We start from the raw sequence: 23,368 nt of genomic DNA on the forward strand, positions 1-23,368 counted from the left end.
CCATGGCAAAATTCGGATCGGCTTTGTTCAACCGGCTGGTGATCATCATCCCCTATGCCTGGTTGCTGTTCTTCTTCCTGATACCGTTTTTCATCGTCATCCGCATTTCGCTGTCGGAAACTGCAGTCGCCATGCCGCCTTATCTGCCGGTGTTCGATCTGGCGTCTGGCTTTGGCGGGTTCATCGACAATATCAAGCAGTTCTCCATCGACAACTACATCTGGCTGACCGAGGATGCGCTCTACACCAAGGCCTATATGTCCAGCCTCTGGATCGCCGGTGTCTCGACCTTCCTGACGCTGCTGATCGCCTATCCCGTCGCTTACGGCATGGCGCAGGCCCCCAACACCATCCGCCCAACACTGTTGATGCTGGTCATCCTGCCATTCTGGACAAGCTTCCTGATCCGCGTCTATGCCTGGATCGCGATCCTGAAGCCGGAAGGCCTGCTCAATCAGCTGCTTTTGACGCTCGGCGTGATCGATCAGCCGTTGATCATCCTCAATACCAATTGGGCGATCTATATCGGTATCGTCTATTCCTATCTGCCGTTCATGGTACTGCCGATCTATTCGTCGCTGGAAAAAATGGATCACAGCCTGACGGAGGCGGCACAGGATCTCGGCTGCACGCCGATCCGGGCGTTTTGGCGCGTCACATTCCCGCTCTCCATGCCCGGTGTCATCGCCGGCTGCATGCTGGTGTTCATCCCGGCTGTCGGCGAGTTCGTTATCCCGGACCTGCTTGGCGGCTCCGAGACCCTGATGATCGGCAAGACACTCTGGAACGAGTTCAACGCCAATCGTGACTGGCCTGTATCCGCAGCGGTGGCGACCATCCTTCTGCTCATTCTCGTGGTGCCGATCATGTTCTTCCAGCATGCGCAGGCCAAAGCCGACGGCGAGGGGAAATAGTCATGCAGCGCTGGTCTCGTTTCAACATCGCCTCCATCGTTCTCGGTTTTGCGTTTCTTTACCTGCCGATCGTGCTTCTGGTGGTCTTCTCGTTCAACGAATCCAAGCTCGTCACCGTCTGGGCGGGCTTCTCGACCAAATGGTATGTCCAGCTATTCCACAATCAGGCGCTTCTCGATGCCGCCTGGGTGACGGTCCGTGTCGGCCTGATCTCGGCGACGGTGGCAACGGTCCTCGGCACGCTGGCAGCGCTCGCGATGACGCGGTACACCCGTTTTCGCGGCCGCATGCTGTTTTCGGGCATGATCTATGCGCCGCTGGTCATGCCGGAAGTCATCACCGGCCTGTCGCTGCTGCTGCTGTTCGTTGCCATCGGCTTTGATCGCGGCTTCTGGACGCTGACTTTGGCGCATATCACCTTCACCATGTGTTTCGTTGCGGTGGTGGTTCAGTCTCGCCTGCTCAGCTTCGATCGTTCGATCGAAGAGGCCGCGATGGATTTGGGGGCTACGCCGGTTGCCACTTTCATGCAGGTGACGTTGCCGGTGATCGCACCGGCCGTGTTCTCCGGTTGGGTTCTCGCCTTCACGCTATCGCTGGACGACCTAGTGATCTCCAGCTTCACCTCCGGCCCTGGCGCCACGACACTACCGATGCGGATTTACAGTCAGGTCCGGTTGGGCGTAACGCCTGAGATCAACGCTGTCTGCACCATCCTGATCGGCATCGTCGCCATCGGCGTGCTGATCGCCTCGGTGGTGTCGCGCCGCCGGGAAATTCAGCGCGTCAAGGACGAGCAGGCCGCTTTCGCTCACTGATCCGAATGGAAGGGGGCGGGCGCGTCAGTCGCGCTCGCGTTCTCTTTCGCGCGGGGGCAAGAAAACGTAAGTCAGCAGCCAGATCGGCAGCACGATCATCGAGCCCAGCATGATGTTGGGCAGTGCCCAGTTGGTGAAGCGCATTAGGTGAGCCCACAACACATCCGGTGTCAGCCCGGCTTGCTCGAGAATCTGCACCGACGATATGTTGAAGATCGACAGTCCGGCACCCGTCAGGAGCGATGCCGGCGCGATCTTGAGCAGGGCGGCAAGGAAACGGAGCACCGGCACATCTCCTGTGGGCTGATTCGCCTGCTTATCTTAGAATGCCCTGCGGCAAAGTCGATCTGGTCCGCCTATGGCTGGGTCGTCCGCGCGGGCAGGAGGGAAATGACCGGATTGGGCCAGGACCCGTCGGCGAAGAAGCGTAGAACAGGTATTGCGGTATCGTCAGACCGGATGGCGCCGGCAAGCGCCAGTTTACCCTTCGTGAACGGAACGGTGCCGGCAAGAGACACTGTCTTTCCTTCACCCGTGATATCCGCCGTGGTCAGTTCGATAGCGCCATTGCGAAAGGTCGCGGCGATCTCCGCTCTGGTGAAGGCGAACGAACCATTGGTGGCGTGGCTGACGTTGAAAGCTTGGCCCAGCGTTGCCAGCCGCTCGAATTCCGGCAGGTCGAAATTCACCACGGTGCCGTTGTTTGCCGCGTAGCGAAATACTCCGGAAACGCCGTCCACCGTCATTTTCGACAGGGGTTCGGCGGTCGAGAGGTCTGCGCTTAGTATACCCCGGCCAAGCGGCAACGGTCCTTCGAGACCAAGACTTTCTGCCACGGGCGCGAGATCTGCATTCTTCAGCGCAAGCTGCAAATGGCCGCCTTCAGCACCGTCATTGGTAAGCGTGATACGGCCGCTGACTGAGCCATTGGCAAATGTGCCGTCACCGATATCGAAGGAGGCACGGCCGTTTTCCACCATGATGCCGGCGGCGACATCCGTCAGCGCGGCGGTACCATAACTGATCTCCTGTGCCGACAGCCGCAGATCGAGACTGATCTGCTTGAGCAAGGCCATTTCCTGCTCGTTCGCGGTGCTGTCTACCGGGCGAAGCGGGAAAACCGATGACAGAAGCGGCGTCAGGTCCAGCCGGTCGAATGCGAGCGTGCCATCGATGCGCGGACCACGTGCCTGACCCCAAGCCATGCCAAGGACACCGGTCGCATTGGCATCGTCCAGCGATAGCGAAAGGTTGTCCATTTTCAAGCTCTGAGCGGACATTGTCATGCTGGTGTCGATGCTGACAGACCCGGCCGTTGCGGGCGGTAGCGGATCGCCTTTGAACCATGCCTGCATGGCGCCGACCGATTTTACCTTGAGCTGAAGCTGGCCGGTGGCGAAGGGATGGTTTGAAGCGTTGCCGTTGCCATCGAAACTGAAAGTCAGCGGTGAGGAATTGAACGATGTCTTGATTGTGCTGGTCTGGCCAGACAGCAGCATCAGCGGCTCATCGCAGGTGATCGTCCATTGAACCTTTTCACCGTTCATGAGAGCCGAAAGGTCTGCACTCATTCGTGTGGTTGGGGTCCGCCATTGCACGGAGCCCGATATGGCGCTGACGCGATGCGTGCTAGAGGTGAGGCGGTCGGTCAATTCGAGCGTGCCGTTGACGACTTCTATATCGCCAATCGGTGTATCGCTCGCGGGGGATGGCGTCTTGCCGGAAGCATCGGCGATGGCATCTGCCATCCAGCCGGAGCGCCGCCAGTTGAACGTCCCGTCAAGCCGGCGCTCCACCTTGAAAACTGGATTGATCAGATGGAAGTCGTAGAAGACCGGCGTGCCGCTCAGCGCCGCGAGGATATCGAAATCCGCCGCAATGGCGTCAGCCTTCGCCAAGAGTTCCGGTGCGGCGGCATCGCCGCCTTCGAAGGTGACGTTGCGCAACGTTAAGACCGGGTGCGGCCAGAAGCTGATCTGCGGATCGCCGGCAATATTTGCCCGCGCGCCGGTCCACGACGACAGCACGTTCTCCATGTTCGTCTTGACGCTGCTCGTCGAAACGAAGAGCGGCAAGGCGATTTTGAACAGGGCAGTAAGAATGACCGCGCCGACAAGAAGCCATGCGACGGTGCGCGACAGAAAAAATGCCTGCCATCCGTTTTTTCTGCTGGCGATGGTGAAGAATTGCCTCATGGGCGTCCGGGGCACTTTCAATCGGTTGAAGGCCTCTGGATAGGCTTTCATCGCTCATAAATCAAACTGTTGACACGCGAAATGTCGCAACTGCCACAGCCATCATTTGTACGGCCTGTTTATCTTGCGTCGCAGCATGATATAGAGGCTGGCTTGGGAAGCGGAGGAAAATATGCAGTCAGATCGGCCCCTTTGGATACCATCAGCAGAATTCATCGAGCAGACACCGATGAAGGCGTTTATCGACTGGTGCGGACAACGTTTCTCGAAGACCTTTGCAGACTATGATGCGTTCCATGACTGGTCGATCACCGAGCGCACCGATTTTTGGACAGGGGTCTGGGATCATTGCGGCGTTATTGGCAATAAGGGCGAACGCGCACTGATCCACGGCGATGTGATGCTGGACGCGCGTTTCTTCCCCGATGCCACGCTTAATTTCGCCGAAAACCTGCTGCGCCATACCGGCAGCGGCGACGCGTTGGTTTTCCGGGGCGAGGACAAGGTGCAGTCGCGCATGTCCTGGGACGCGTTGCGGGCTCTGGTCTCAAAACTGCAGCAGGCGTTGAAGGCCGAGGGTATAGGCAAGGGCGACCGCGTCGCGGCGATGATGCCGAATATGCCGGAAACTATCGCATTGATGCTGGCCACCGCTTCCATCGGCGCCATCTGGTCGTCCTGTTCTCCGGATTTCGGTGAGCAGGGCGTGCTCGATCGGTTTGGCCAGATCGAGCCCAAATTGTTCATCGCCTGCGACGGCTACTGGTATGCCGACAAACGTCAGGACGTGTCCGCGAAGGTTCAGGCGGTCACAAAAAAGCTGGGCGTGCCCACCTTGATCATTCCCTATGCCGGCGATGCGGAAGCCCTTGCGGCATCGCTCGATAACGGCAGGACGCTTTCCGATTTCATCGCGCCCTTCACTGCGAAGACGCTTGAGTTCATCGCGCTGCCGTTCGCGCACCCGCTCTATATCCTGTTTTCGTCCGGCACCACCGGCGTTCCGAAGTGTATTGTCCACTCCGCGGGCGGCACACTGTTGCAGCACCTGAAGGAGCATCGCTTCCATTGCGGGCTGCGGGAGGGCGAGAAGCTTTTCTATTTCACCACCTGCGGCTGGATGATGTGGAACTGGCTGGTCTCTGGCCTGGCATTCGGTGCAACGCTCTGCCTGTTCGACGGTTCGCCGTTCCATCCAGATGGCAATGTGCTGTTCGACTACGCCCGCGACGAACAGTTCGCCATCTTCGGCACCTCTGCAAAATATATCGATGCCGTGCGCAAGGGCGGCTTCACGCCGGTCTCCACGCATGATCTCTCGGCATTGCGACTGATGACCTCGACCGGTTCGCCGCTGTCGCCCGAAGGCTTTTCCTTCGTCTATGAAGGCATCAAGCCGGACGTCCAGCTGGCCTCGATTTCCGGCGGTACCGATATCGTCTCCTGCTTCGTGCTCGGCAATCCGCTGAAGCCGGTCTGGCGCGGCGAAATCCAGGGGCCGGGGCTCGGCCTTGCCATGGATGTCTGGAACGACGACGGAAAGCCGGTGCGCCAGGAGAAGGGCGAACTCGTCTGCACCAAGGCGTTTCCTTCCATGCCGGTGATGTTCTGGAACGACCCGGAAGGCGCCAAATACAAGGCGGCCTATTTCGAGCGTTTCGACAATATCTGGTGCCACGGCGATTTTGCCGAATGGACCGTGCATGGCGGCATCGTCATTCACGGCCGCTCGGATGCCACGCTTAACCCCGGCGGGGTTCGTATTGGCACGGCGGAAATCTACAATCAGGTCGAGCAGATGGACGAGGTGGCAGAAGCCATCTGCATCGGCCAGGACTGGGATGATGATGTTCGCGTCGTCCTGTTCGTCCGGCTGGCAGCAGGGATCGTTTTGACCGATGATCTGGTCAAGGCAATCAAGGCGAGGATCCGCAGCGGCGCATCTCCGCGCCACGTGCCTGCCAAGATCATCGCCGTCACCGATATCCCACGCACGAAATCCGGCAAGATCGTTGAGCTTGCAGTGCGCGAAGTGGTGCATGGCCGGCCGGTCAAGAACAAGGAAGCGCTCGCCAATCCGGAAGCGCTTGACCTCTACGCAAACCTTGCCGAGCTTGGAAACTGAGTGCGTCCTGTTAACGATTTGGAGCTCGCCGAATTAACCAAAGCTTAGGTCTTACGTGCCGATAGCTAAAATTGGTGTGTTTCGTAGAAAGGTTTTGTTTACGAATGGCAGCGCATGGTGATCTCAACTTGAGGCCACCCAATGTGGGGTTGGCTTTGGCAGAGATGCCGGCGCAGACATGATGTCATTACCTCTCGAGCACCTGTTTTAGCATTTAACTTATCGAGGCAGCTTCCCAGCTGCCTCTTTTTTTGTCTGCTGTTTGGAGCGCAAGATGCGGCGTCTTACTGGTGATCCTTGAGCGTTTTCTGCAAGGCGTCCTGTATGAGGCGTGTGAGTTCCGCATGGATATCTGCGCGCGACCGGCTGCCGCTATCCGAGCAGATCGGATCGACTTCTCCGAACGTTTTTAGGAGTTCGGCGCCGCCTTGTTTGCATTCCGGCAGGAAGCTGAAGTGATCGGCATCGGTCACGGTGGCATATGATCCCTTTGGCGAGAGCGCCGCCAGCCGGTCGGCGATCACTGCTTCGGGGATCGTGCCGGTGCTGCCGAGATTGATGAAGCTCATCGGGATCGCGATCTCTTTCAGGCTCTCCGCTTCAAAGGCCTGCGCCAGGCCTGGATCGACGAGAACGGCGGACCGTATGCGGCGATCGAGGTTCGATTGTTCGAAGCGTACCTTGTCGAGAGTGCGCAGATCGACTTTATCGACCTTCACCGGTTCGTCGTTGATGTAACCTTTGCCGCCTGCAAACCAGGCGCAATCCCATTTCGTGTAGGTGTCGCAGTAGCGCGCAAAAGCCTCAAGATTGGCCCGCGCACCGGCGATCTCCATAGCGGCGGCACCGCCAAGCGAGAAGCCGACAACCCCGATACGGTTAGCATCGATGACGCTCTTCCAGTCCGGTTTGGCCGTCAGCGCGTCGATCACTGCCGATAGATCCTGTGTGCGCTCCCACAGCTTCGGTGTGTCGGCCGGGGTCGAGTCGCCGCTGGTCGTGCCGGGATGATTGGGACCGGCAACGACAAAGCCGGCTTTGGCGAGTTCGGTTGCAAGCCAGGTCATGCCTTCAATGCGTCCGCCCGAGCCATGCGACATCAACACCAGCGGAAAAGGCCCTTTGATCATGGGCGCGTTGTGAAAGGCTGATGAGCCCTTGAAGATCTTGTTGTCACCAACGAGAACAGGCTCGCCACCTGCCTCGGCGGGATACCATACGGTGACGGCGAGATCGCGCGCGCGTTCCGGCGCGGGAACGCTGATTTCGCGCAGCACACCGACCTCGGCAGCCAGGCAGGGAACAGCGAAAGTGACCGGAATGACGACGGAGCAGAAAAGATGAAAAAGGTTCATGAGGGGCTCACTTGGTTTGGAGGAACCCGAAAAACATCGCAGCTCCATCGCGCCACCGCTTCCTCGATCGCGATTCAGGTCGTCCCGAATCGCGATATGAGCGACCATCGGCCGATTGATCGCCACTTAAAGGACACGCCTTGATCTTCGTGCCGCTGCCATTTGTCGTCGCATTGCTGCTTCTGATCCTGCTCGCTGTCATGCTGCGGGGTTCAGAGCCCTCGAAAGGCAATCGGCCATTCCTCGCTCTGGTTGGTGCGTGTGCGCTGCAGTCGATTGTCGTCGGGTTGCGATGGGGCTACGAGGTTGAGGAGTTGCGCTACGTACTACCCGTTCTGGCAAGCTGCCTGCCTCCGCTGGTCTGGGCAAGCTTTCGTAGCCTGATCCATCAGGAGGGCGGTGCCGGCATCAGCTGGCTTCATGCCGCCCCGCCGCTTGTCATCGTCGCATTGTTAGCGATTGCTCCCGCATTGATCGATGTCGCCTTGTTCGGGCTGTTCGTCGGATACGCGCTTGCGCTCCTGGATCTTGCCCGCAACGGCACCGATGCGTTGGACGAGGCACGTCTCGAAGGCGCCGTGGCAGCGCATCGCGCGCTGTTTCTCGCCGCCGCATCCCTTTGCCTGTCGGCGCTGTTCGACCTGACGATCCTTCTGGATTTTGCATGGGGCAAGGGAGAGAATGCCGCCCTGATCGTCGGTAATGCGAACCTTTTCGGCCTGTTTTTATTCGGTGTAACTGCTCTCGTCGCCGCCCGCGAGCGGGCAGGTCCTGTGCCTGTCTCGAACGTCGATCATCTTGCGTCTCAGGCCGTGCAAGATCGCGACATCCTTGACCGGATCGATCGTTTGCTAACCGAACAGAAATTGTCGCGTGATGAAAATTTGACATTGTCGCGGCTGGCGCGGCGTGCGGGCGTACCCGCCCGGCAGATATCCGGTGCCGTCAACCGGCTCGCGGGCAAGAACGTCTCGCAGTACATCAATGATTTTCGAATTGCCGAAGCCTGCCGGCTGCTGCGCGAGACCGACATGTCCGTGACATCAGCCATGTTCGAATGCGGCTTTCAGACCAAATCGAACTTCAACCGCGAGTTCCGGCGGGTAACATCCCTCAGCCCTGCCTCCTGGCGCGAGCAAAACCGGATGCTTGACGCTTCGCTATCTGGGAGCGCCTAGTTCGCCAGCACCCTTTGCGACGGGAAGGAAATCTCCACCAGCGTGCCTTCGTTGGGGGCCGAGTTGATCGAGAAGTGGGCCCGGTTGGCCTCCGCCATCGCCTTGGTCAGCGGCAGGCCAAGGCCGGTGCCGTCGCCGCGCTTACGCGCGCCGGTCGTCACCTGACGAAATGGCTTCATTGCCTGCTCCAGTTCGGTGCGGGTCATGCCGACGCCGGTATCGCGGATGCGCAGGATAACGCTGCCATTGGCCTCATAGGCTGTTGAAACAACGATCTGGCCGCCGGATGGGGTAAAGCGGATGGCGTTGGACAGGATGTTCAGCGCGATCTGCTTGATCGACCGGTTGTCGGCAACCACGTTCGGCACAGAACCGGACAGCGAAGTACGGATGATCACGCGTTGGCTGTTGGCCTGCGGCTGCACCAGAGAGACAGCTTCGGACACCGCGTCGTTGATCTCGACGGCGGTGAATTCCAGATCCATCTCGCCGGCCTCGATTTTCGAAATGTCGAGCAAATCGTTGACGATATCGAGCACATGGCGGCCGGAGCGGCCGATATCCCCGGCATATTCGACATAGCGGGGATTGCCGATCGGACCGAAATGCTCGCTCGCCATCATGTCGGAAAAGCCGATGATCGCGTTGAGCGGCGTGCGGATTTCGTGGCTGACGCGGGCAAGGAAATCGCTCTTGTGGGCATTTGCCGTCTCGGCGGCCCGCTTGGCGTTGCGCAGTTCCTCTTCCGTCCGCTTCCACTGGGTAATGTCGCGGATAACGGCGCAGAACCCGTTGGAGGAGGAGAGGCGGCCCATGGTCATGAACAGCGGAATAAAGCCGCCGGATGCCTCGCGGCCGATCACTTCGCGGCCATCGTTGAGCACGCTGGCTACACCATGGCCGGAAAGGCCCGCGAGATAGTCGAGAACGGCCTTCTGGCTTTCGTGGGCAAACAGCATGGCGAACGGCTTGCCGCGGATTTCACCGTCATCATAGTTGAACAGGGCGCTTGCCGAGCGGTTGACCGAGCGGATCTCACCCTCGGCACCAACGACGACGACGCCGTCCGTTGCCGTCTCGAGAATGGAATGCAGTTCCTCCGCCTCCATGCGCAGTGCATGGACTTCCGGTGCTTCCGCCGGTTCTGCGGCGGCATCCAACTGCTGGATGTCTGCTGCGACAGGTGCAGGCGCTGTCTGCGTAGCCGAAAGCGCCATCATCAGCGCGTTCGTGTCTTCCCAGCGGATCGACTGAAGCCGCGCCGAGACCGGCACGAGTTGGCCATCGTTACGGATCAGCATTATCGTGCCATCCGGCAGGTCGAACAGATCATCCTCATCCCCGGCGAAAAGGGCATCGATCCCACCTTCCTCGCGCAGTTGGTCCAGGTCGGAATAGCCAGTCAGCGCCAGAAATTCGGAATTGGCGTGAAACAGGTCGTCACCGCTGTGGACCAGAAGAGCGAGCGGAAGATTGTCGAGGAATTCCGGTGTCAGGCTGCTGTTGCCGCTGGTGCGGGCCGGAACGATCGGGGCGGGCGCCTCGGGCAAACCGGTTTCGACGATTGGCGCTGCTTCTTCAGCGATGTCGGTGCGATCATCGACGCTGATGGCCTCGGTTTTCGGCGAGAGATCATCCTGGATCAAATTTTGAGTCGCGGACTCGTCCGCAACAGGCACGGTTTCATTCGGACGGTTGTCGACACTCTCACCGAGTTGACGGGCAATCTCGCGAAAGGCGGCCTGTTCACTGCGGCTCAGGGGTTCGGTACCCGGACGATGACTGTCGAGCTGGACGATTTTGTCGGATGAGCGGCGCCCGAAAGGCTGGACCAGTTTCAGCGCCGGACGCTCGCCGCGGAAGGGGTCTTCCTCTTCATCGACCACGGGCGCTTCGTTGCTGGGCTCGGCAGGCCGTTCGCTGTCACCTTGCTCAGGCGGCGTCAGTTCAGATGCAAACTCCGCGCTATCATCAGGTTCGCTCGGAGCTTCGCTATGCTCCACCGATGTGGCATCTTCCTGCGTCGTGTCATACGGGGCAGTCTCTTCAGCGACCACGTCTTGACCGGCCGTCAACAGATCCTCAACCGTGCCATCCAGCCCGTCCGCAACAGCTTCCTCACTGGCTTCCTGAACGCCAAACGTCAGTCCCATCGACTGTGCATCGTCGATCGTATCGGCCACGCGCACGATGCCGAAACCACGAAATCCATCGAATTCACGGTTGCGCGAATAGGTCGGAAGGGCGGCGAGATCGACCGGAACCTGAAGGGCCGTGCCTTCGACCGGCCAGTAGATCGTCTTGCCCGACCACGTGTCGCGCCGCTTCAAGAGCTCGCTGATCGTATTGCCGGGGTCGAGGTGATAGCGGTCCGCCAGATCGCTAAAGCTCTGGCCGGTAATATTGGCGGAATTCGGCCCGACCGCTGCCGCGAATTCCTCGGAAATCTCGCTGAACCGCCCATCCGAATCGATCTTCCAGACAAACCGCACGGCACGGCTGTTCGGGTTGAAGACGAAACCCTGGACAGGCTCTGCTGCGCTGGTGTCGTCGGCAGGCGTTTCCTCTGACGTGATATCGGCTGGACCGGCGGCGACATCGTCATCGGCTGCTACGTCATCTGCGGCAGTGTCCGCAGGCGCGGTGCCCTCAACCTCGGCCACAACTGTCTCATCCAGCGCAACACTGCCTTGAACGGGCTCTTCCCGAGCTTCGATGGATTCGACTGGCACTGTTTCGCCGGCCTCAATCTCGTTGGCCACCGGTTCATCTGTTCCCGGCAGAACGGCAGTTTCCTCGGAGACGTCGGCGTCTGCAGTCTCATCCGGATCAGCGACATCCGAAGCGATGTGGTCCGGCCGCGGATCAGAGGGCAGGTCCAGATGCGGAGCTGCTTCCTCGGTCACAGGGTCAACTGGAGCCGCCGGCTCTTCCGCGGAAGGCTGTTCCGTCTCTGCTGCGAAAACACTGTCAGCATCATCGGCGTCGATGAAAGCATCGTCTTCCGGCGCGATTTCCTCGATCTGCTCGATCTCGTCGATGACATCGGCGGGCAGGAGCGCGGGCGACAGAAGAGGCGCGGCCGCTGGGCTTGGACCCTGTTCGGCGACGGTTGGCACGCTGTTGGTGTCCGCGATCTCCTCAAAATCCGTTCCCGGATCGAGGTTGCCGAGGATGGTTTCGACTGCGAAAAGCAGATGCAGGGCGGGACGTTCCGAGAGCTTGCCGATGGCGGCCGGTAGGTGGCCCTTGCCTGTCGGGATCGGCCGCTTGAGCAACCAGTCGCTGTCGCGGGTGACGGCGGTTACCAAAGAGCGGCAGGTCTGCGGTGTCATCGCCAGCGCCTTGAAACCGGGCGAGGCGGCAAGAACGGCGCCATCGCCATCGAGAACGGCCATATGTGTGTCAGGGTCGTCGAAGCCGGAGATCATCCGTGCTGCGCGATCCTGAATGGCAAGCGGCTTGCCGCTGCGGGGAGCTGCAAAGAGGATGGCTGTTTCACCCGGCCGCACGGAGATCATCTCGACCGAGGCTCTGACAGAAGCCCGCTGGAAACCCGAGGCAATCCGCATCAGGAACGACCGGCTATCGCCGCTGCGCTTCAATTGCCGGGCGGCGGCCTCCATCTGGCGATAGGCGGCATCATTGCGGTTGGCGCCGCTATCGATGAAATCGTAGATCGACGGCAGGCCGAACAGGAACGCGCCTTCGCCATTCGACCACAGCACCTGGCTCATGTCGGGCGAAAACAAGACGGCTGCATCGCCCTTGGCAAAATGCTCCCGCACCCGTTCATGAACGGCGATGTCGATAAAGGGATACGATTTTGCGGGCATCGGTTGACCTGGTTTGCGCAACCGTCACAAGGACGGGATTGTTAACAGTCTATTAATAGCCTCCGGGGCGGCAGGGGTCCAGCTTGCTGACCATGGCGCACAAGCCTTTCACGGCGCAAGGTTAATGTCGGTGATTTTAATGAATGCTGCACTGCACAAATATATTGCAATGCACAACTAAATCGCCTATATAGACATCATCACACAAGGGTGCCTCATGAGAGGGCCCAAAACCAAGGAGCGCAGATCATGGCTACCAAGAAAACCGACGACGTCTTTTCGCTTGCCTCGTTCGACCCGGCAAAGGTCACCGAAACTTTCCGCGATTTCGCTGAAAAGGGTGCTGCCCAGTCCAAGGAAGCCTATTCCAAGATGAAGACCGCCGCCGAAGACGCGACGAAGACCGTTGAAGCGACATTCGAAAGCGCGCAGTCCGGTACCGTCGAACTTGGCCTCAAGGCGATCGACGCCCTGCGCACCAATGCCGAAAACTCGCTGTCGCACATGGAAGCGCTGCTCGGCGTCAAGTCGGTTTCGGAACTGTTCGAACTGCAGACCGCCTTCATCCGCAAGCAGGCCGAGCTTGCCATGGAACAGGCAAAGTCGATGCAGGAAGCCACCCGCAAGGTTGCCGAAACCGTGACCAAGCCTGGCAAGGATGCCGCCGAGAAGGCCGTATCGAGCTTCAAGAAGAACTGATTTTTGCAGGCGCTGGCTTTGCCAGCGCAGCATGACAAAAAGAACCGGGTGATTTTTTACCCGGTTTTTTCACATCTACGGGCAAGTTATGGCTTGCAAAAAATCCGGACTGCCCGTATTTGACCCGTCAGCGGCACATGATAATGTCTGTGCGTTGCTGTGTTGTGCGGTTGTAGCTCAGTTGGTTAGAGCGCAGGTTTGTGGATCCTGAGGTCGGTGGTTCGATTCCACCCAACCGTACCATTCCTTCCCCAGTCAAATATATGACGATATAGCTTTTTTGCCGTTCTTGGCTTGGCGCATCGAAATTTCGGCAATTTTTTGGGTACTCCGTATCCCTGCCACTTGCAGCCCGGCCCCTCCCTGTATTTTGATGATCCGGAGCAGTCTCCACCTATGGAGAGCTGTCAACAAATGGCTTGTTCTGAATCGCGAGCGATTCACGCCATCGAAAATGATAGAACGGGGCGCAAATGGCTGATGATGTTCCCGAAATCATGACGCTCAGCAGCACAGCTGTTTATCAGAACCGCTGGATGAAGGTCCGCGAGGATATTGTCGAGCGACAGGATGGCTCGCAGGGCGTCTACGGGGTTGTCGAGAAGAATGATTTCTCCCTCATTGTACCCATCGATGCAGCGGGCACTGTCTATCTGGTCGAACAGTTTCGCTATCCGGTCGGAAAGCGCTTCTGGGAACTCCCGCAGGGTTCTTGGGAGGAGCAGGAGGGTGTCGATCCCCTGGAACTGGCTCATGGCGAGCTACAGGAGGAAACGGGTCTTGTAGCCGATGACATGACCTATGTCGGTCAGCTCTTGAAGCGTACGGATATTCGACGCAGAGATGCCATATTTTCCTCGCCCGCGGTCTGCGCCCGATATCGACGAACCTTGACCCTGAAGAACAAGGGCTGATCAGTCGGGGCTCTGCGATTGAGACGGTCATTGACTGGATTGTGCGCGGCGAAATCAAGGATGCTGCCACGGTGGCAGCATTCGGGCTTCTGCGCTTCAAAGGGCTGCTTTGAAGAAACCTTCGCTGATCCAAATCGATTCAGCCGACACCGCAGAAGTTGCACAAACGCCGCACCATCGCGTTTTCTTATCCCGAGTGCGTCGAGGGTCTCCACCTTGCGTGGATCATTTGCTAGCTTGATAGTCGAAGAGCGTTGGCGCATCGAGGTTGCAGTTTGCCTAAGTAAAGACCGGTCTCAATCCAGTTTCACCCGCATTGCCGGATAGCGAGATGCTGTCTGCGTGCAAACATGTTCATCGGGTGGTGGCAAGAGACCGGTTTGGCATTGTTGAAATGTGCCATGTGCAGCTCCGCTCTCTTCGTTCGTCAGCCGCCCGAAACATCGCCACACCGCGCCCCCATGGGTTTTCTCCTGCACCATCTTGGTGGACTTCCGAACGGAAGACCAAGACGATATGTGCAATACACTCCGGGTCCGGTGGACCATTATTCCCCAGCAATCCCCTCAACCCTGGATCGCCTGCAGCGGATGCGGTGGTCCGAGAGCCTTCCAATGCAGCGGCAAGATCCGGTTGAACGCCAATGGCCGGAAACTCGATGCGTGGCTCATTTACAAATGCGCGAGCTGCGAGAAGACATGGAACCGGCCGATCTTCGAGCGCCGGGCTGTCCGCGGCATCGATCCCGCCGTGCTGGAAGCGCTGCAGTCCAACGATCCGCATTGGATCCGGGCCGAATCCTTCAACCTCGAAGCTTTGAAGCGCAAGTCGCAGCGCGTCGATGAATTCAGCGCGTTCGAAATCGGCAAGGAGCTGCTGCATGACCCGCCAAACTGGACGAAACTGGACATCGAACTGCGCGTTCCGTTTGCCATCAGCATGCGCCTTGACCGCCTGCTGGCGTCAGAGCTGAAAATCTCGCGTTCCCGGTTGCAAGCGCTCAACGACCGAGGTGCCCTTCAGGTTGGTGCGGACCGTGATGGCGCTCTGCGGCGGCGCGTCAGGAATGGTGCGCATGTCCTGTTCGATCTCACGGCAGAGACTGACCGGGAGCCATCGTGGAAACTGGCAGCCATCCGTCATCTGTCGTAACCGGCAGGGAGACGGGCAACAACGGCCCAAATTTCCGGGTCTTTGTGGTCCGTCTCCCCGGGGGCTGTCGAAATTCGGTGCGTTTGATGGCTTGCTTTTCAGCCGGACATTGAATCCGACCCCACCTGCTGCGGCGGCTCCGGGTTTTCGTCGGGATTGGGCAAGGGTTCCTCGTCCGGCAGCCGGTCGGGCTCCGGCTCCTGGACGGGGACTGTTTGCTTGATTGGCGGGCCGGGGATGGGGTCGGCGGGAAGCGTCATTGTTGTCTCCTTTGCTGGAAGATGCTGGAAGACCAACGCGATGACGCCGTTCTGGTTCCCGTAAAAGGTTCCCGGGGTCGCCCCCTCATATCTTGGCGCGCGCCGTAAACTTCGTGTTAACCTCGTCCTGTGTCCTTTCCGGCCATCTTTCCGTAAATTAGGATTCTATTGACCCTTCGCCGATTAGGTTCCGGCTGTTCGATGTAGAACCGGCACGCATGATGCGCCGCTGAAAATGACGATGGGGTTGGTGGCACATGACGTGCGGAAAATATCTGGCTATACCGGCCGGGGCACTCGGCTTGTCTCTTATTTTGCTACCGATGAGTCTCCAGGCGCAGCTCATGCTCAGCTTTGCTGTTCTGGGCATCATGTTCATCGGGATGACGCGTCCCGACAACAGCACCTTCCGCGTGATCACGCTCGTTTTTGCCGGCATCATTGCTCTGCGCTACGGTTTCTGGCGCACGACCGAGACGCTGCCTGACATTACCGAGCCGCTCAATTTCATTCCGGGTTTCCTGCTGTATCTCGCCGAGATGTATTGCCTTGCGATGCTGGCGATCAGCTTCTTCATGGTCATCGACCCCATCAAGCGGAAGACGCCGGACATGGGGGCTACAGCCGATCTGCCGACGGTGGACGTCTTCATTCCGAGCTACAATGAAGACGCAGAACTGCTGGCTGTGACGCTGGCCGCAGCCAAGTCGATGGCCTATCCGAAGGACAAGCTGAACATCTATCTGCTCGATGATGGCGGCACGGATGCCAAGCGCAACCACAAGAACCCGCATGTCTCGGTCGCAGCCATCCGCCGCCATGAGCAGCTGAAGGCACTGTGCGCTGCCATGGGCGTGCACTATCACACCCGCAAGCAGAACGACCACGCCAAGGCCGGCAATCTTAATGATGGGCTGAAGGTTTCCAAGGGCGAACTGGTCGTCGTGTTCGATGCCGACCACGCACCGGTGCGCGACTTCCTGCGCGAGACGGTCGGCTTCTTCAAGGATGACGAAAAACTCTTCCTCGTCCAGACGCCGCACTATTTCCTCAATCCGGATCCGCTGGAAAAGAACCTTCAGACCTTTGCCCGCATGCCGTCGGAAAACGAGATGTTCTATTCGATCCTGCAGCGCGGGCTCGACAAGTGGAATGCGTCGTTCTTTTGCGGCTCGGCTGCCGTGTTGCGCCGCTCGGCCCTGATGACGACAGACGGTTTTTCCGGCCAGTCGATCACTGAGGATTGCGAAACGGCGCTGTCGCTGCATTGTCAGGGCTGGCACTCGGTCTATGTCGATAAGCCTTTGATCGCCGGCCTGCAGCCGGAGACTTTTGTCTCGTTCATCGGCCAGCGCGCCCGCTGGTGCCAGGGCATGCTGCAGATCCTCATTCTCAAGCGGCCGTTCCTGGCCAAGGGCCTCTCGATCCCTCAGCGCATCTGCTACGCCGGCATCAACATGTTCTGGCTGTTCCCGCTGTCGCGGCTGGCCTTCATGTTCTCGCCGCTGCTCTACATTTTCTTCTCGCTGGAAATCTACAAGGCCAACATCCTCGAGTTCGCCTCTTACGCTGTTACCTATCTGATCAGCTCGTTCGCCATGCAGAGCTACCTCTATGGCCGTGTCCGCTGGCCGTGGATTTCCGAGCTTTATGAATATGTCCAGGCCGTCTTCCTGTTCGGCAGCATCGTCAGCGTCGTGCGCAATCCGCGCAAGCCGACCTTCAATGTGACCGCCAAGGGCCAGACGCTGGACAAGAGCAAGCTGTCGCCGCTGGCAACGCCATACTTCGTCATCTTCTTCCTGCTGCTCGCCGCCGCTCTCTATTCGGGATACCGCGTGCTGACCGAGCCGGTCGCCAGCGAACTGCTGTTGATCGTCGCCATGTGGAACCTGATCAATCTCGGTCTCGCCGGTGCAGCCCTCGGCGCCATCGCCGAGCGCCGCGAACTGCGCCGCAATCAGCGTCTGCCGGTCAAACGCCATGCGCTGATGCATGTCGACGATGTCATCCACCATGTCATCGTTCAGGATGCCTCCAGCGGCGGCGTGTCGATCGAATTCGTCGACAAGGAACCGAAGCTTGACCTCATCAATCCGACGACCGCCAAGGTCGAAGTGCGGCGCGGTGGCCAGACGATCACCTTCAATGTGGTCTATCGTTCGCGGCGCATGCTCGACCAGACTGCGATCTGCGGCTTTGCCTATTCCGAGCGTACGCCGGAAACGGTGATGGCGATTGCCGAGCTGATGTATTCCGACCAGTCCGTGCTGCAGGATCGCCTCGAGCGCCGCCAGACCCGGAAAAACTTTTTCTGGGGCACCAGCCGGTTTGCGCTCTGGAGTCTGACGGAATCGTTGCGGGCCATCCGCTACAGCGCGGGTTTGATCCGCGAGAGTGTCGTCCAGTCCTTCGAGGACGCGCCAATGGTGTTGAATGACAACAAGATCGCCCAGGTGCCTTTGCCTGTGAAAGCAGCCGAACATGCCCCGGTTCTCAAGGGAGAGCAGCTCTATGGCTAAGCTTTTTCGCACGCGGGCGGCCAGCCTGTCGCTCGCCCTCATCATGGCACAGACGCTGCCGCTGTCCGCGCAGAGCCTGCTGGATGCCGCACCGTCGGCCCTTCGCACGTTGCCTGGCGACAGCGAGAGCATTCTGTCGACCCGTCCGGCACCGGTTGAAGCCGTCGTCGCCAAGGTCAGCGGCCTGGTGCCGTTCGAACAGGCATTGCCTGTCTATCACCTGGCCGGCGAGGATGCCGTTGCACGGTTGAGTTTCAATCTCGCTGCCGATCAGGCGGCAGATGGCGGACAGCTGACACTTGCCTATCGCAATGCCGTCTCCGTCCTGCCGGACACATCCGTCATGGATATAGAGGTCAATGGCAAGGCGGCGGGAACATTCCGCATCGCCTCGCCAAACGGCTTCAAGAGCGAAGCGCTGCCGATCGGAGCCGATTTTCTGAAGCCTGGCCGCAATCAGGTGGTTCTCCGGGCTCGCCAGTTCCATCGCGTCGATTGCTCGCTGGAGGCGACCTATGAGCTGTGGAGCGAGCTCGATCCGTCGGCCAGCGGCTTTGCCGCCACCCGGCATCATGGCTTTCAATCCTTCGACGATCTGCTGACCGTTGTGCGCACTGACGCCAATGTTACCGATATCCGGCTGATCCTGCCACAGGCGGCGACCGCCGAAATGCTGAATGACGCAGCTCCGGCTCTGCAGACGCTGGCGCTGTTTCTGAACAGGGACGACGTCGCTATCACCGTTGGCGAAAAGCCTGGCACAGGTCCGGGTATCGATCTCTATGTCTCGACGGACAAGACGCGGGCGCAGGCGCGCGGCGCTGATGGACAGGCGGCAGCGCCTTACGGTCTTTCTGTGCGCAATGGCGGCAGCGATGGCCGCGCCGATGTCAGTTTGCGGGGGGCTACCCGCGCCGATATGAGCAGCCAGTTGCTGCAAGCCATTCAGGGACCGCTGAAGGGAAGCCTCGATAGCGGTGTCTTCTCCAACCGGTCGGGAACGATCATCGCCGATGCCTCGACGACCTACACGCTGGCCGATACCGGCTTTGAAAGCCGGGTCTTTTCCGGTCGCCTGTCGCGCACCGGTTTCAACATGGTCATGCCAGCGGATTTCTACCCGGCCGACTATGCGACGATTGGCCTGAAGCTGAGTGCCGCCACGTCGCCGGGCCTGAAGCGCACGGCGCAGTTTCTCGTGCGGGTCAACGACCGTGTCGTCACCAGTTACCCCTTCCGCAACAGTGCTGGCGAACAGTTCGACGGCAAGCTGATCGAGCTGCCGCTGCGGGCATTCCGTCCGGGCAACAACAAGGTCGAGCTTCTGGCTGAACTACCTGTCGAGGCCGACGAAACCTGTGCGCCTGAGGCACGCGCCGACGCCACGCCGCGGTTCATTCTCCTGAAGGACACCAAGATCGAGATCCCGGCGCTCGCCCGGATCGGCCGTCTTCCTGACATCGGTGCATTTGCCGGCACGGCCTATCCCTATGCCGACGGCAGGCCATTCGATATCTTTATCGAGCGTCCGGATGCGCAGTCTGCCGGTGCTGCCCTCACCATGCTGTCGCGCTTGGCGCTTGCTGCCCGCAATCCGTTGAACGCCGATATCCGGCTCGGCGCCGCCAATCCCTCCAGCGATCGCAATGCGCTGGTGATTACCACGCAGAATGCCTTCGCCGATCTTGGCGCGGCCGGCAAGGGTGGCTTCCCTACCGGTGCATTCCAGCCGATGGCCGCATCCGTTGCGGATGTTGATCCCATCAGGACGGCAACCATTGGCGGCAGCGTTTTCGCGGCCAGCCCGGCGCTGAACAATGACGAGGATTCAACCGCGTTGCTGGATGCGTTCCGCAAGTCGACCACGCGGCCTGAGGATACGCTGTCCTTCCCATCGAAAATGCACAGCTGGTTCTCAGGAGCGGGCGCGCGTTTCGGCAAATGGTTGAGCTACCAGGACGGTTCTGCTTCCACCCCTATGCTCAAGCCGGGACACTCGCTCCTGACCTTGACGCAGACCCCGTCGCCTTCCGGCAATGCGGTCTGGACTGTCGTCCATGCCGGATCGCCCGCCGATATCGCACTGGGCGTTCGCCGGCTTGTCGAACCGGCCGTCTGGCAGGGTCTGAATGGCGGTTCGGCGGAGATCGAGACTGCGAGCCTGGCCGTCAACACGATGCCGGCCGGATCGCATTTCATCGCCGGGATGACCGACGAGAGCCCCAGCAACCTGCGTCGCTTAGCGGCCGCATGGTTCTCGGATAATTTCCAGTTCTACGTTCTGCTCATCGTCGGGTTGATGGGCGTCTTCGCCGTGTGGCTCGGGCTTGCCATTCCGCGCAAGGGTGTGAGGTCGGATCAATGATCGTCTTGAAAAAACATTGGGTCGCTCTTCTGGCAGCATCGAGTCTCTTTTTGCCGGTAACGGCGTTCTCCGAGGATTCGGCAAAACTGCTGACGCAGGCGGCCGGTTCCTTCCGCATCATCGATGAGGCGATGACATCGGCCGCGGACGGGCAGATTGAACCTGTGGCAGCTGCTGGCATGGGGCAATCTGCAAGGACGTCGCAGGCGGCGGTGAACCAGCCCGATGACGTGGAGATGGCGGCACTCTATTATTATGCCGAGCAGAAACAGGACGGGCGCGTCGCCGCTGAGGCTGCACGTCTCAGGTTGAAATTCCCGCAATTCGAAATGCCGCAGGACCTCTACTTGCAGCAGGCGGCCCGCGGCGTCGATGAGACCGTGCTCTGGCAGCTCTATGATCGCAGCGACTTCACCGGCATCGACGCCGAGATCATCCGCCGCAAGAGCGAGGCGCCGGAATGGTCGCCGACAGCCGATTTCACGGAGAAGCTGGCACGCCGCAAACAGCGCGTGCTGATGACGGAAGCGGCAAAGGACAACAACTGGACGGATGTCATCCAGGCCGGCGCCAGCATCGATCCAACAACGGAAACAGAGGTGGATCTGCTTTGGACGCTGATCGACGCCTACTCGCAGGCGGGGATGAAACAGCCTTTGGCGGACGTTTACCGCGGTATCCTCCTGCGTGAAGGCGACAAGCGTCTGCCGGACGCGGTGCTGGTGACGACGCTGCAGAAGGCCATCGGGGATTTTCCGGCCGCAGAAGTCCAGACAGTGATGCAGAAACTCGCCGTGACACCGGCGATGCAGGCGGGCCTGCAGCCGGTGGCTTTCGATCTGATGCGCAAGACGGTCGCCGATTTCAACGCCGATGAGAAGCAGACAACACCTCTGTCCGACGATCAGCTTGAGCCGCTCAAAGCAGCCGTGCCGCCGAAGGCCGGGGATATGGCGTTGCTTGGCTGGTATTACCTGAAGGTCAAGCAGCCGGCCGTCAGTGCACTGTGGTTCGGCAAGGCGCTGGCGATCCAGGCGGATGCTTCCAATGCCAAGGGGCTGTATCTCAGCCTTGCGGCTCAAAATCTCGAAGAAGAAGCCTACAAGGTGGCGACCACCTATCTGCAGGATTTGTCCAGCGATCCGGAATTCCTGATGAACGCACTATCGCTGCGCTTTGCCAAGCCCGACATGGCCGTCATCGACGAAAAGATCGTTGCGTCCTATTCGACGACCATCCTGCAGACGCTGAATGCCGATCACGCCGAAATTCTTGCCTGGTACGCCTATAATTCCAAGCAGTACGAGGCATCTTCCGCCTGGTTCCAGAAGGCGGTGGACTGGAAGGTTGCACCGATACGGGTCAAGGGTCTGGCCCTCTCTTACCTGCGGCTATCACAAAAGCCGGAATATGCCGCGCTACAGGAAAAATATGGCGTAACCTACCCGGATATCTGGCAGGAGATCCTCGTCGCATCGCCGCCGAAGGGCAGGGCCGCCGCTCCGGTGATCAAGCCGCGCGGCGCCATCCAGGCCAACTATTTCCGCAATTTCCAGGCCAAGCGTTACGCCGCCTGCATCAATGATCTCACCGACCTGCGCAACCGGGGCCAGCTGTCGCCGGACGCGGCCCAGATCGGCGGCTGGTGCTATCTCGGCCTTGGCCGCCTTGCGGAAGCGCGCGCAGCCTTTGCGGACGGTCTTGCGGCCGGCGGGCAGGTGCGGGCCGACGCTGCCTATGGCACGGCACTCACTCTTTTGCGCGGGCGCCTGACAGATGATGCCGAAGCGATCATCAGAGCCTACCCGCTCAGCGCCGAACGCGACCGGGAAATCCGCGTGGAAATCTACTTCCAGCGTGCCCGGGCGACGTTCGACCGCAAGCAATACCAAAAGACGCTCGATGCGTTGAATGCGCGGGCGAGCCTCGTGGCGGAGCCTGCCGATCTCAGCCAGTTGCGCGGCTGGGCCTATTACCATCTCGGAAACAAGCAGGTTGCCAAACAGGTCTTCCAGCGTCTCAACGATCACCTGTCGGATGCCGGCGTGAGACGCGGCCTTGTCGCCACGAGCCAGACGGACACACGCCGATGAAAACAGTTTTTCCAGCAATTGCCCTGGTCTCTATGCTTGCGTCATGCACGTCGGTGGTTGATGACCCCTTCCTGCGCACAGGTGCTGTCGAGGGCAATTGGCCATCGCTTGCAACGACGGTTTCTCCCGAATACGCAGTCGCAGCCCTTCCTGGGTTGCCTGCGACGACAGTTAGGCAGACGGGAGCCAAGGGGAAAATCGAGCAGACGATCGTCTACGCCAATGCGACCGACCTTGCGGGCGAGAACATTCTGAACGTGACGATCGACCCGTCTGCAAAGATCACGCGCAGCAATGGCGCGCCGTCGCGGTCGCAGGTCGCAGCCGAGATGCGAAGCGCCCTGGCCGGTGTGAAAATGCAGATCAGCCCGGTGATTGCCGATAACGCCTATGGCGTCTTCGGCTACGCGACAGGCACCATCGGAAAGGGCGGCAGTTGCATCTACGCATGGCAGTTTGCAAAGAACATCAGGCCCTATGACGGTGGGGCCACGACCGGCGGCGCAGCGCAAATCCGCATGCGCTATTGCAGCCCGACGATTGCGGCCGACCGGATCGTCGCATTGATGCAGGGGCTGCGCCTCAATCCGGCTTCGTCTCAGAATATCCAGGCGTTCGGCTCTATGGCACCAGCGAGTGCGTTTGCGCCGGTGCCGTTCATCGAAAAGCAGGCTGAGACCGCCGTTGCGGCGCCGGTGCGCCGGGTCAAGCGGCATGCCGTGGCCGAAGAGGCACCGGTGGAAACGGCAACGGTCGAACCGGCCGGGAAGGCCGAAAAAGCGATCGTCAACGCCGTCAAAGTGCCGATGCCGGGAGATGCGGCTGCGATGGCTGCAGTGGACGTGCCGCCGGCCGTTGTGCAGCAGGACGTTTCAAAAGTGGCGCTGAAGCCATCTCTCGTTCCGCTTCCGGCCGCCGTTGCACACTTGGTGCAATAGACAT

16 protein-coding genes and 1 tRNA gene are annotated in these 23,368 nt (G+C 59.8%); 12 read left to right on the forward strand and 5 right to left on the reverse strand.

The features are described from left to right. Positions 1 to 2 precede the first annotated feature (2 nt). The gene (locus R6X40_RS07825; RefSeq protein WP_318412419.1) at positions 3 to 914 is read left to right on the forward strand and encodes an ABC transporter permease subunit; all 912 of its coding nucleotides are present in this window, start codon (positions 3 to 5) and stop codon (positions 912 to 914) included. A 2-nt stretch (positions 915 to 916) separates the two neighbouring features. Beyond that, positions 917 to 1,732 carry an ABC transporter permease gene (locus tag R6X40_RS07830; protein ID WP_318412421.1) on the forward strand — a complete coding sequence of 272 codons (816 nt, stop codon included), beginning with the start codon at positions 917 to 919 and terminating at the stop codon, positions 1,730 to 1,732. Positions 1,733 to 1,756: 24 nt separating this feature from the next. Here R6X40_RS07830 and R6X40_RS07835 read toward each other — a convergent pair whose 3' ends face one another. Together R6X40_RS07835 and R6X40_RS07840 are read right to left on the reverse strand one after the other, a co-directional pair. Then, on the reverse strand, positions 1,757 to 2,017 hold the full coding sequence (locus tag R6X40_RS07835; RefSeq protein WP_318412423.1) for a DUF6460 domain-containing protein: 261 nt from the start codon (positions 2,015 to 2,017) through the stop codon (positions 1,757 to 1,759). A 71-nt stretch (positions 2,018 to 2,088) separates the two neighbouring features. After that, on the reverse strand, positions 2,089 to 3,927 hold the full coding sequence (locus R6X40_RS07840; protein WP_318412424.1) for an AsmA family protein: 1,839 nt from the start codon (positions 3,925 to 3,927) through the stop codon (positions 2,089 to 2,091). A 172-nt stretch (positions 3,928 to 4,099) separates the two neighbouring features. Here R6X40_RS07840 and R6X40_RS07845 point away from each other — a divergent pair, with 172 nt between their 5' ends. Then, positions 4,100 to 6,052, forward strand: coding sequence for an acetoacetate--CoA ligase (locus R6X40_RS07845; RefSeq protein WP_318412425.1), 1,953 nt, complete (start codon positions 4,100 to 4,102; stop codon positions 6,050 to 6,052). Between the two features lie 284 nt (positions 6,053 to 6,336). Here R6X40_RS07845 and R6X40_RS07850 read toward each other — a convergent pair whose 3' ends face one another. Continuing rightward, on the reverse strand, positions 6,337 to 7,407 hold the full coding sequence (locus tag R6X40_RS07850; RefSeq protein WP_318412427.1) for an alpha/beta hydrolase family protein: 1,071 nt from the start codon (positions 7,405 to 7,407) through the stop codon (positions 6,337 to 6,339). Between the two features lie 149 nt (positions 7,408 to 7,556). Between R6X40_RS07850 and R6X40_RS07855 the strand changes: the two genes are divergently transcribed. After that, positions 7,557 to 8,585, forward strand: a complete 1,029-nt coding sequence (locus R6X40_RS07855) for an AraC family transcriptional regulator (protein WP_318413220.1) — start codon at positions 7,557 to 7,559, stop codon at positions 8,583 to 8,585. Here R6X40_RS07855 and R6X40_RS07860 read toward each other — a convergent pair. Beyond that, the gene (locus tag R6X40_RS07860) at positions 8,582 to 12,421 is read right to left on the reverse strand and encodes an ATP-binding protein (RefSeq protein WP_318412428.1); all 3,840 of its coding nucleotides are present in this window, start codon (positions 12,419 to 12,421) and stop codon (positions 8,582 to 8,584) included. The genes R6X40_RS07855 and R6X40_RS07860 overlap by 4 nt on opposite strands. A gap of 249 nt (positions 12,422 to 12,670) precedes the next feature. Between R6X40_RS07860 and R6X40_RS07865 the strand changes: the two genes are divergently transcribed. The 4 genes from R6X40_RS07865 to R6X40_RS07880 all read left to right on the forward strand — a co-directional run bounded on the left by R6X40_RS07865 (position 12,671) and on the right by R6X40_RS07880 (position 15,186). Beyond that, positions 12,671 to 13,120: a phasin gene (locus R6X40_RS07865; protein WP_318412430.1), complete on the forward strand. Its 450-nt coding sequence runs from the start codon at positions 12,671 to 12,673 to the stop codon at positions 13,118 to 13,120. Between the two features lie 166 nt (positions 13,121 to 13,286). After that, positions 13,287 to 13,363: transfer RNA gene (locus tag R6X40_RS07870), tRNA-His, on the forward strand. Positions 13,364 to 13,593: 230 nt separating this feature from the next. Continuing rightward, complete coding sequence (locus R6X40_RS07875) at positions 13,594 to 14,034, forward strand: NUDIX hydrolase (protein ID WP_318412432.1); 441 nt, start codon at positions 13,594 to 13,596, stop codon at positions 14,032 to 14,034. A gap of 516 nt (positions 14,035 to 14,550) precedes the next feature. Continuing rightward, positions 14,551 to 15,186, forward strand: coding sequence for a DUF1062 domain-containing protein (locus R6X40_RS07880; protein WP_318412434.1), 636 nt, complete (start codon positions 14,551 to 14,553; stop codon positions 15,184 to 15,186). A 98-nt stretch (positions 15,187 to 15,284) separates the two neighbouring features. On the opposite strand, the gene R6X40_RS07885 is transcribed toward R6X40_RS07880, so the two are convergent. After that, complete coding sequence (locus tag R6X40_RS07885; RefSeq protein ID WP_318412436.1) at positions 15,285 to 15,446, reverse strand: hypothetical protein; 162 nt, start codon at positions 15,444 to 15,446, stop codon at positions 15,285 to 15,287. A 257-nt stretch (positions 15,447 to 15,703) separates the two neighbouring features. Here R6X40_RS07885 and bcsA point away from each other — a divergent pair, with 257 nt between their 5' ends. From bcsA to bcsN, 4 genes are read left to right on the forward strand one after another with little or no spacing between them, the layout of a single operon-like run. Beyond that, positions 15,704 to 17,968, forward strand: coding sequence for a UDP-forming cellulose synthase catalytic subunit (bcsA, locus tag R6X40_RS07890; protein WP_318412438.1), 2,265 nt, complete (start codon positions 15,704 to 15,706; stop codon positions 17,966 to 17,968). After that, complete coding sequence (locus R6X40_RS07895; protein ID WP_318412440.1) at positions 17,961 to 20,333, forward strand: cellulose biosynthesis cyclic di-GMP-binding regulatory protein BcsB; 2,373 nt, start codon at positions 17,961 to 17,963, stop codon at positions 20,331 to 20,333. The genes bcsA and R6X40_RS07895 overlap by 8 nt, the downstream gene beginning before the upstream one ends. Next, positions 20,330 to 22,426: a bacterial transcriptional activator domain-containing protein gene (locus tag R6X40_RS07900; protein ID WP_318412442.1), complete on the forward strand. Its 2,097-nt coding sequence runs from the start codon at positions 20,330 to 20,332 to the stop codon at positions 22,424 to 22,426. Before R6X40_RS07895 ends, R6X40_RS07900 begins: the two co-directional genes overlap by 4 nt. Further along, a complete protein-coding gene (gene bcsN / locus R6X40_RS07905) occupies positions 22,423 to 23,364 on the forward strand; it encodes a cellulose biosynthesis protein BcsN (RefSeq protein WP_318412444.1) in 942 nt (313 codons plus the stop codon). Before R6X40_RS07900 ends, bcsN begins: the two co-directional genes overlap by 4 nt. The last annotated feature ends 4 nt before the right edge of the window (positions 23,365 to 23,368 follow it).

The sequence above is a fragment of the Rhizobium sp. PL01 genome (assembly GCF_033447125.1).
GTDB lineage: Bacteria > Pseudomonadota > Alphaproteobacteria > Rhizobiales > Rhizobiaceae > Pararhizobium.

Bases quoted from the DNA above. Each gene is read 5' to 3' on its own strand.
- R6X40_RS07825 (WP_318412419.1), top strand. From the start codon at position 3: ATGGCAAAATTCGGATCGGCTTTGTTCAACCGGCTGGTGATCATCATC.
- R6X40_RS07830 (WP_318412421.1), top strand. From the start codon at position 917: ATGCAGCGCTGGTCTCGTTTCAACATCGCCTCCATCGTTCTCGGTTTT.
- R6X40_RS07840 (WP_318412424.1), bottom strand. From the start codon at position 3,927: ATGAGGCAATTCTTCACCATCGCCAGCAGAAAAAACGGATGGCAGGCA.
- R6X40_RS07845 (WP_318412425.1), top strand. From the start codon at position 4,100: ATGCAGTCAGATCGGCCCCTTTGGATACCATCAGCAGAATTCATCGAG.
- R6X40_RS07850 (WP_318412427.1), bottom strand. From the start codon at position 7,407: ATGAACCTTTTTCATCTTTTCTGCTCCGTCGTCATTCCGGTCACTTTC.
- R6X40_RS07860 (WP_318412428.1), bottom strand. From the start codon at position 12,421: ATGCCCGCAAAATCGTATCCCTTTATCGACATCGCCGTTCATGAACGG.
- R6X40_RS07865 (WP_318412430.1), top strand. From the start codon at position 12,671: ATGGCTACCAAGAAAACCGACGACGTCTTTTCGCTTGCCTCGTTCGAC.
- R6X40_RS07875 (WP_318412432.1), top strand. From the start codon at position 13,594: ATGGCTGATGATGTTCCCGAAATCATGACGCTCAGCAGCACAGCTGTT.
- R6X40_RS07880 (WP_318412434.1), top strand. From the start codon at position 14,551: ATGTGCAATACACTCCGGGTCCGGTGGACCATTATTCCCCAGCAATCC.
- R6X40_RS07885 (WP_318412436.1), bottom strand. From the start codon at position 15,446: ATGACGCTTCCCGCCGACCCCATCCCCGGCCCGCCAATCAAGCAAACA.
- bcsA (WP_318412438.1), top strand. From the start codon at position 15,704: ATGACGTGCGGAAAATATCTGGCTATACCGGCCGGGGCACTCGGCTTG.
- R6X40_RS07895 (WP_318412440.1), top strand. From the start codon at position 17,961: ATGGCTAAGCTTTTTCGCACGCGGGCGGCCAGCCTGTCGCTCGCCCTC.
- R6X40_RS07900 (WP_318412442.1), top strand. From the start codon at position 20,330: ATGATCGTCTTGAAAAAACATTGGGTCGCTCTTCTGGCAGCATCGAGT.
- bcsN (WP_318412444.1), top strand. From the start codon at position 22,423: ATGAAAACAGTTTTTCCAGCAATTGCCCTGGTCTCTATGCTTGCGTCA.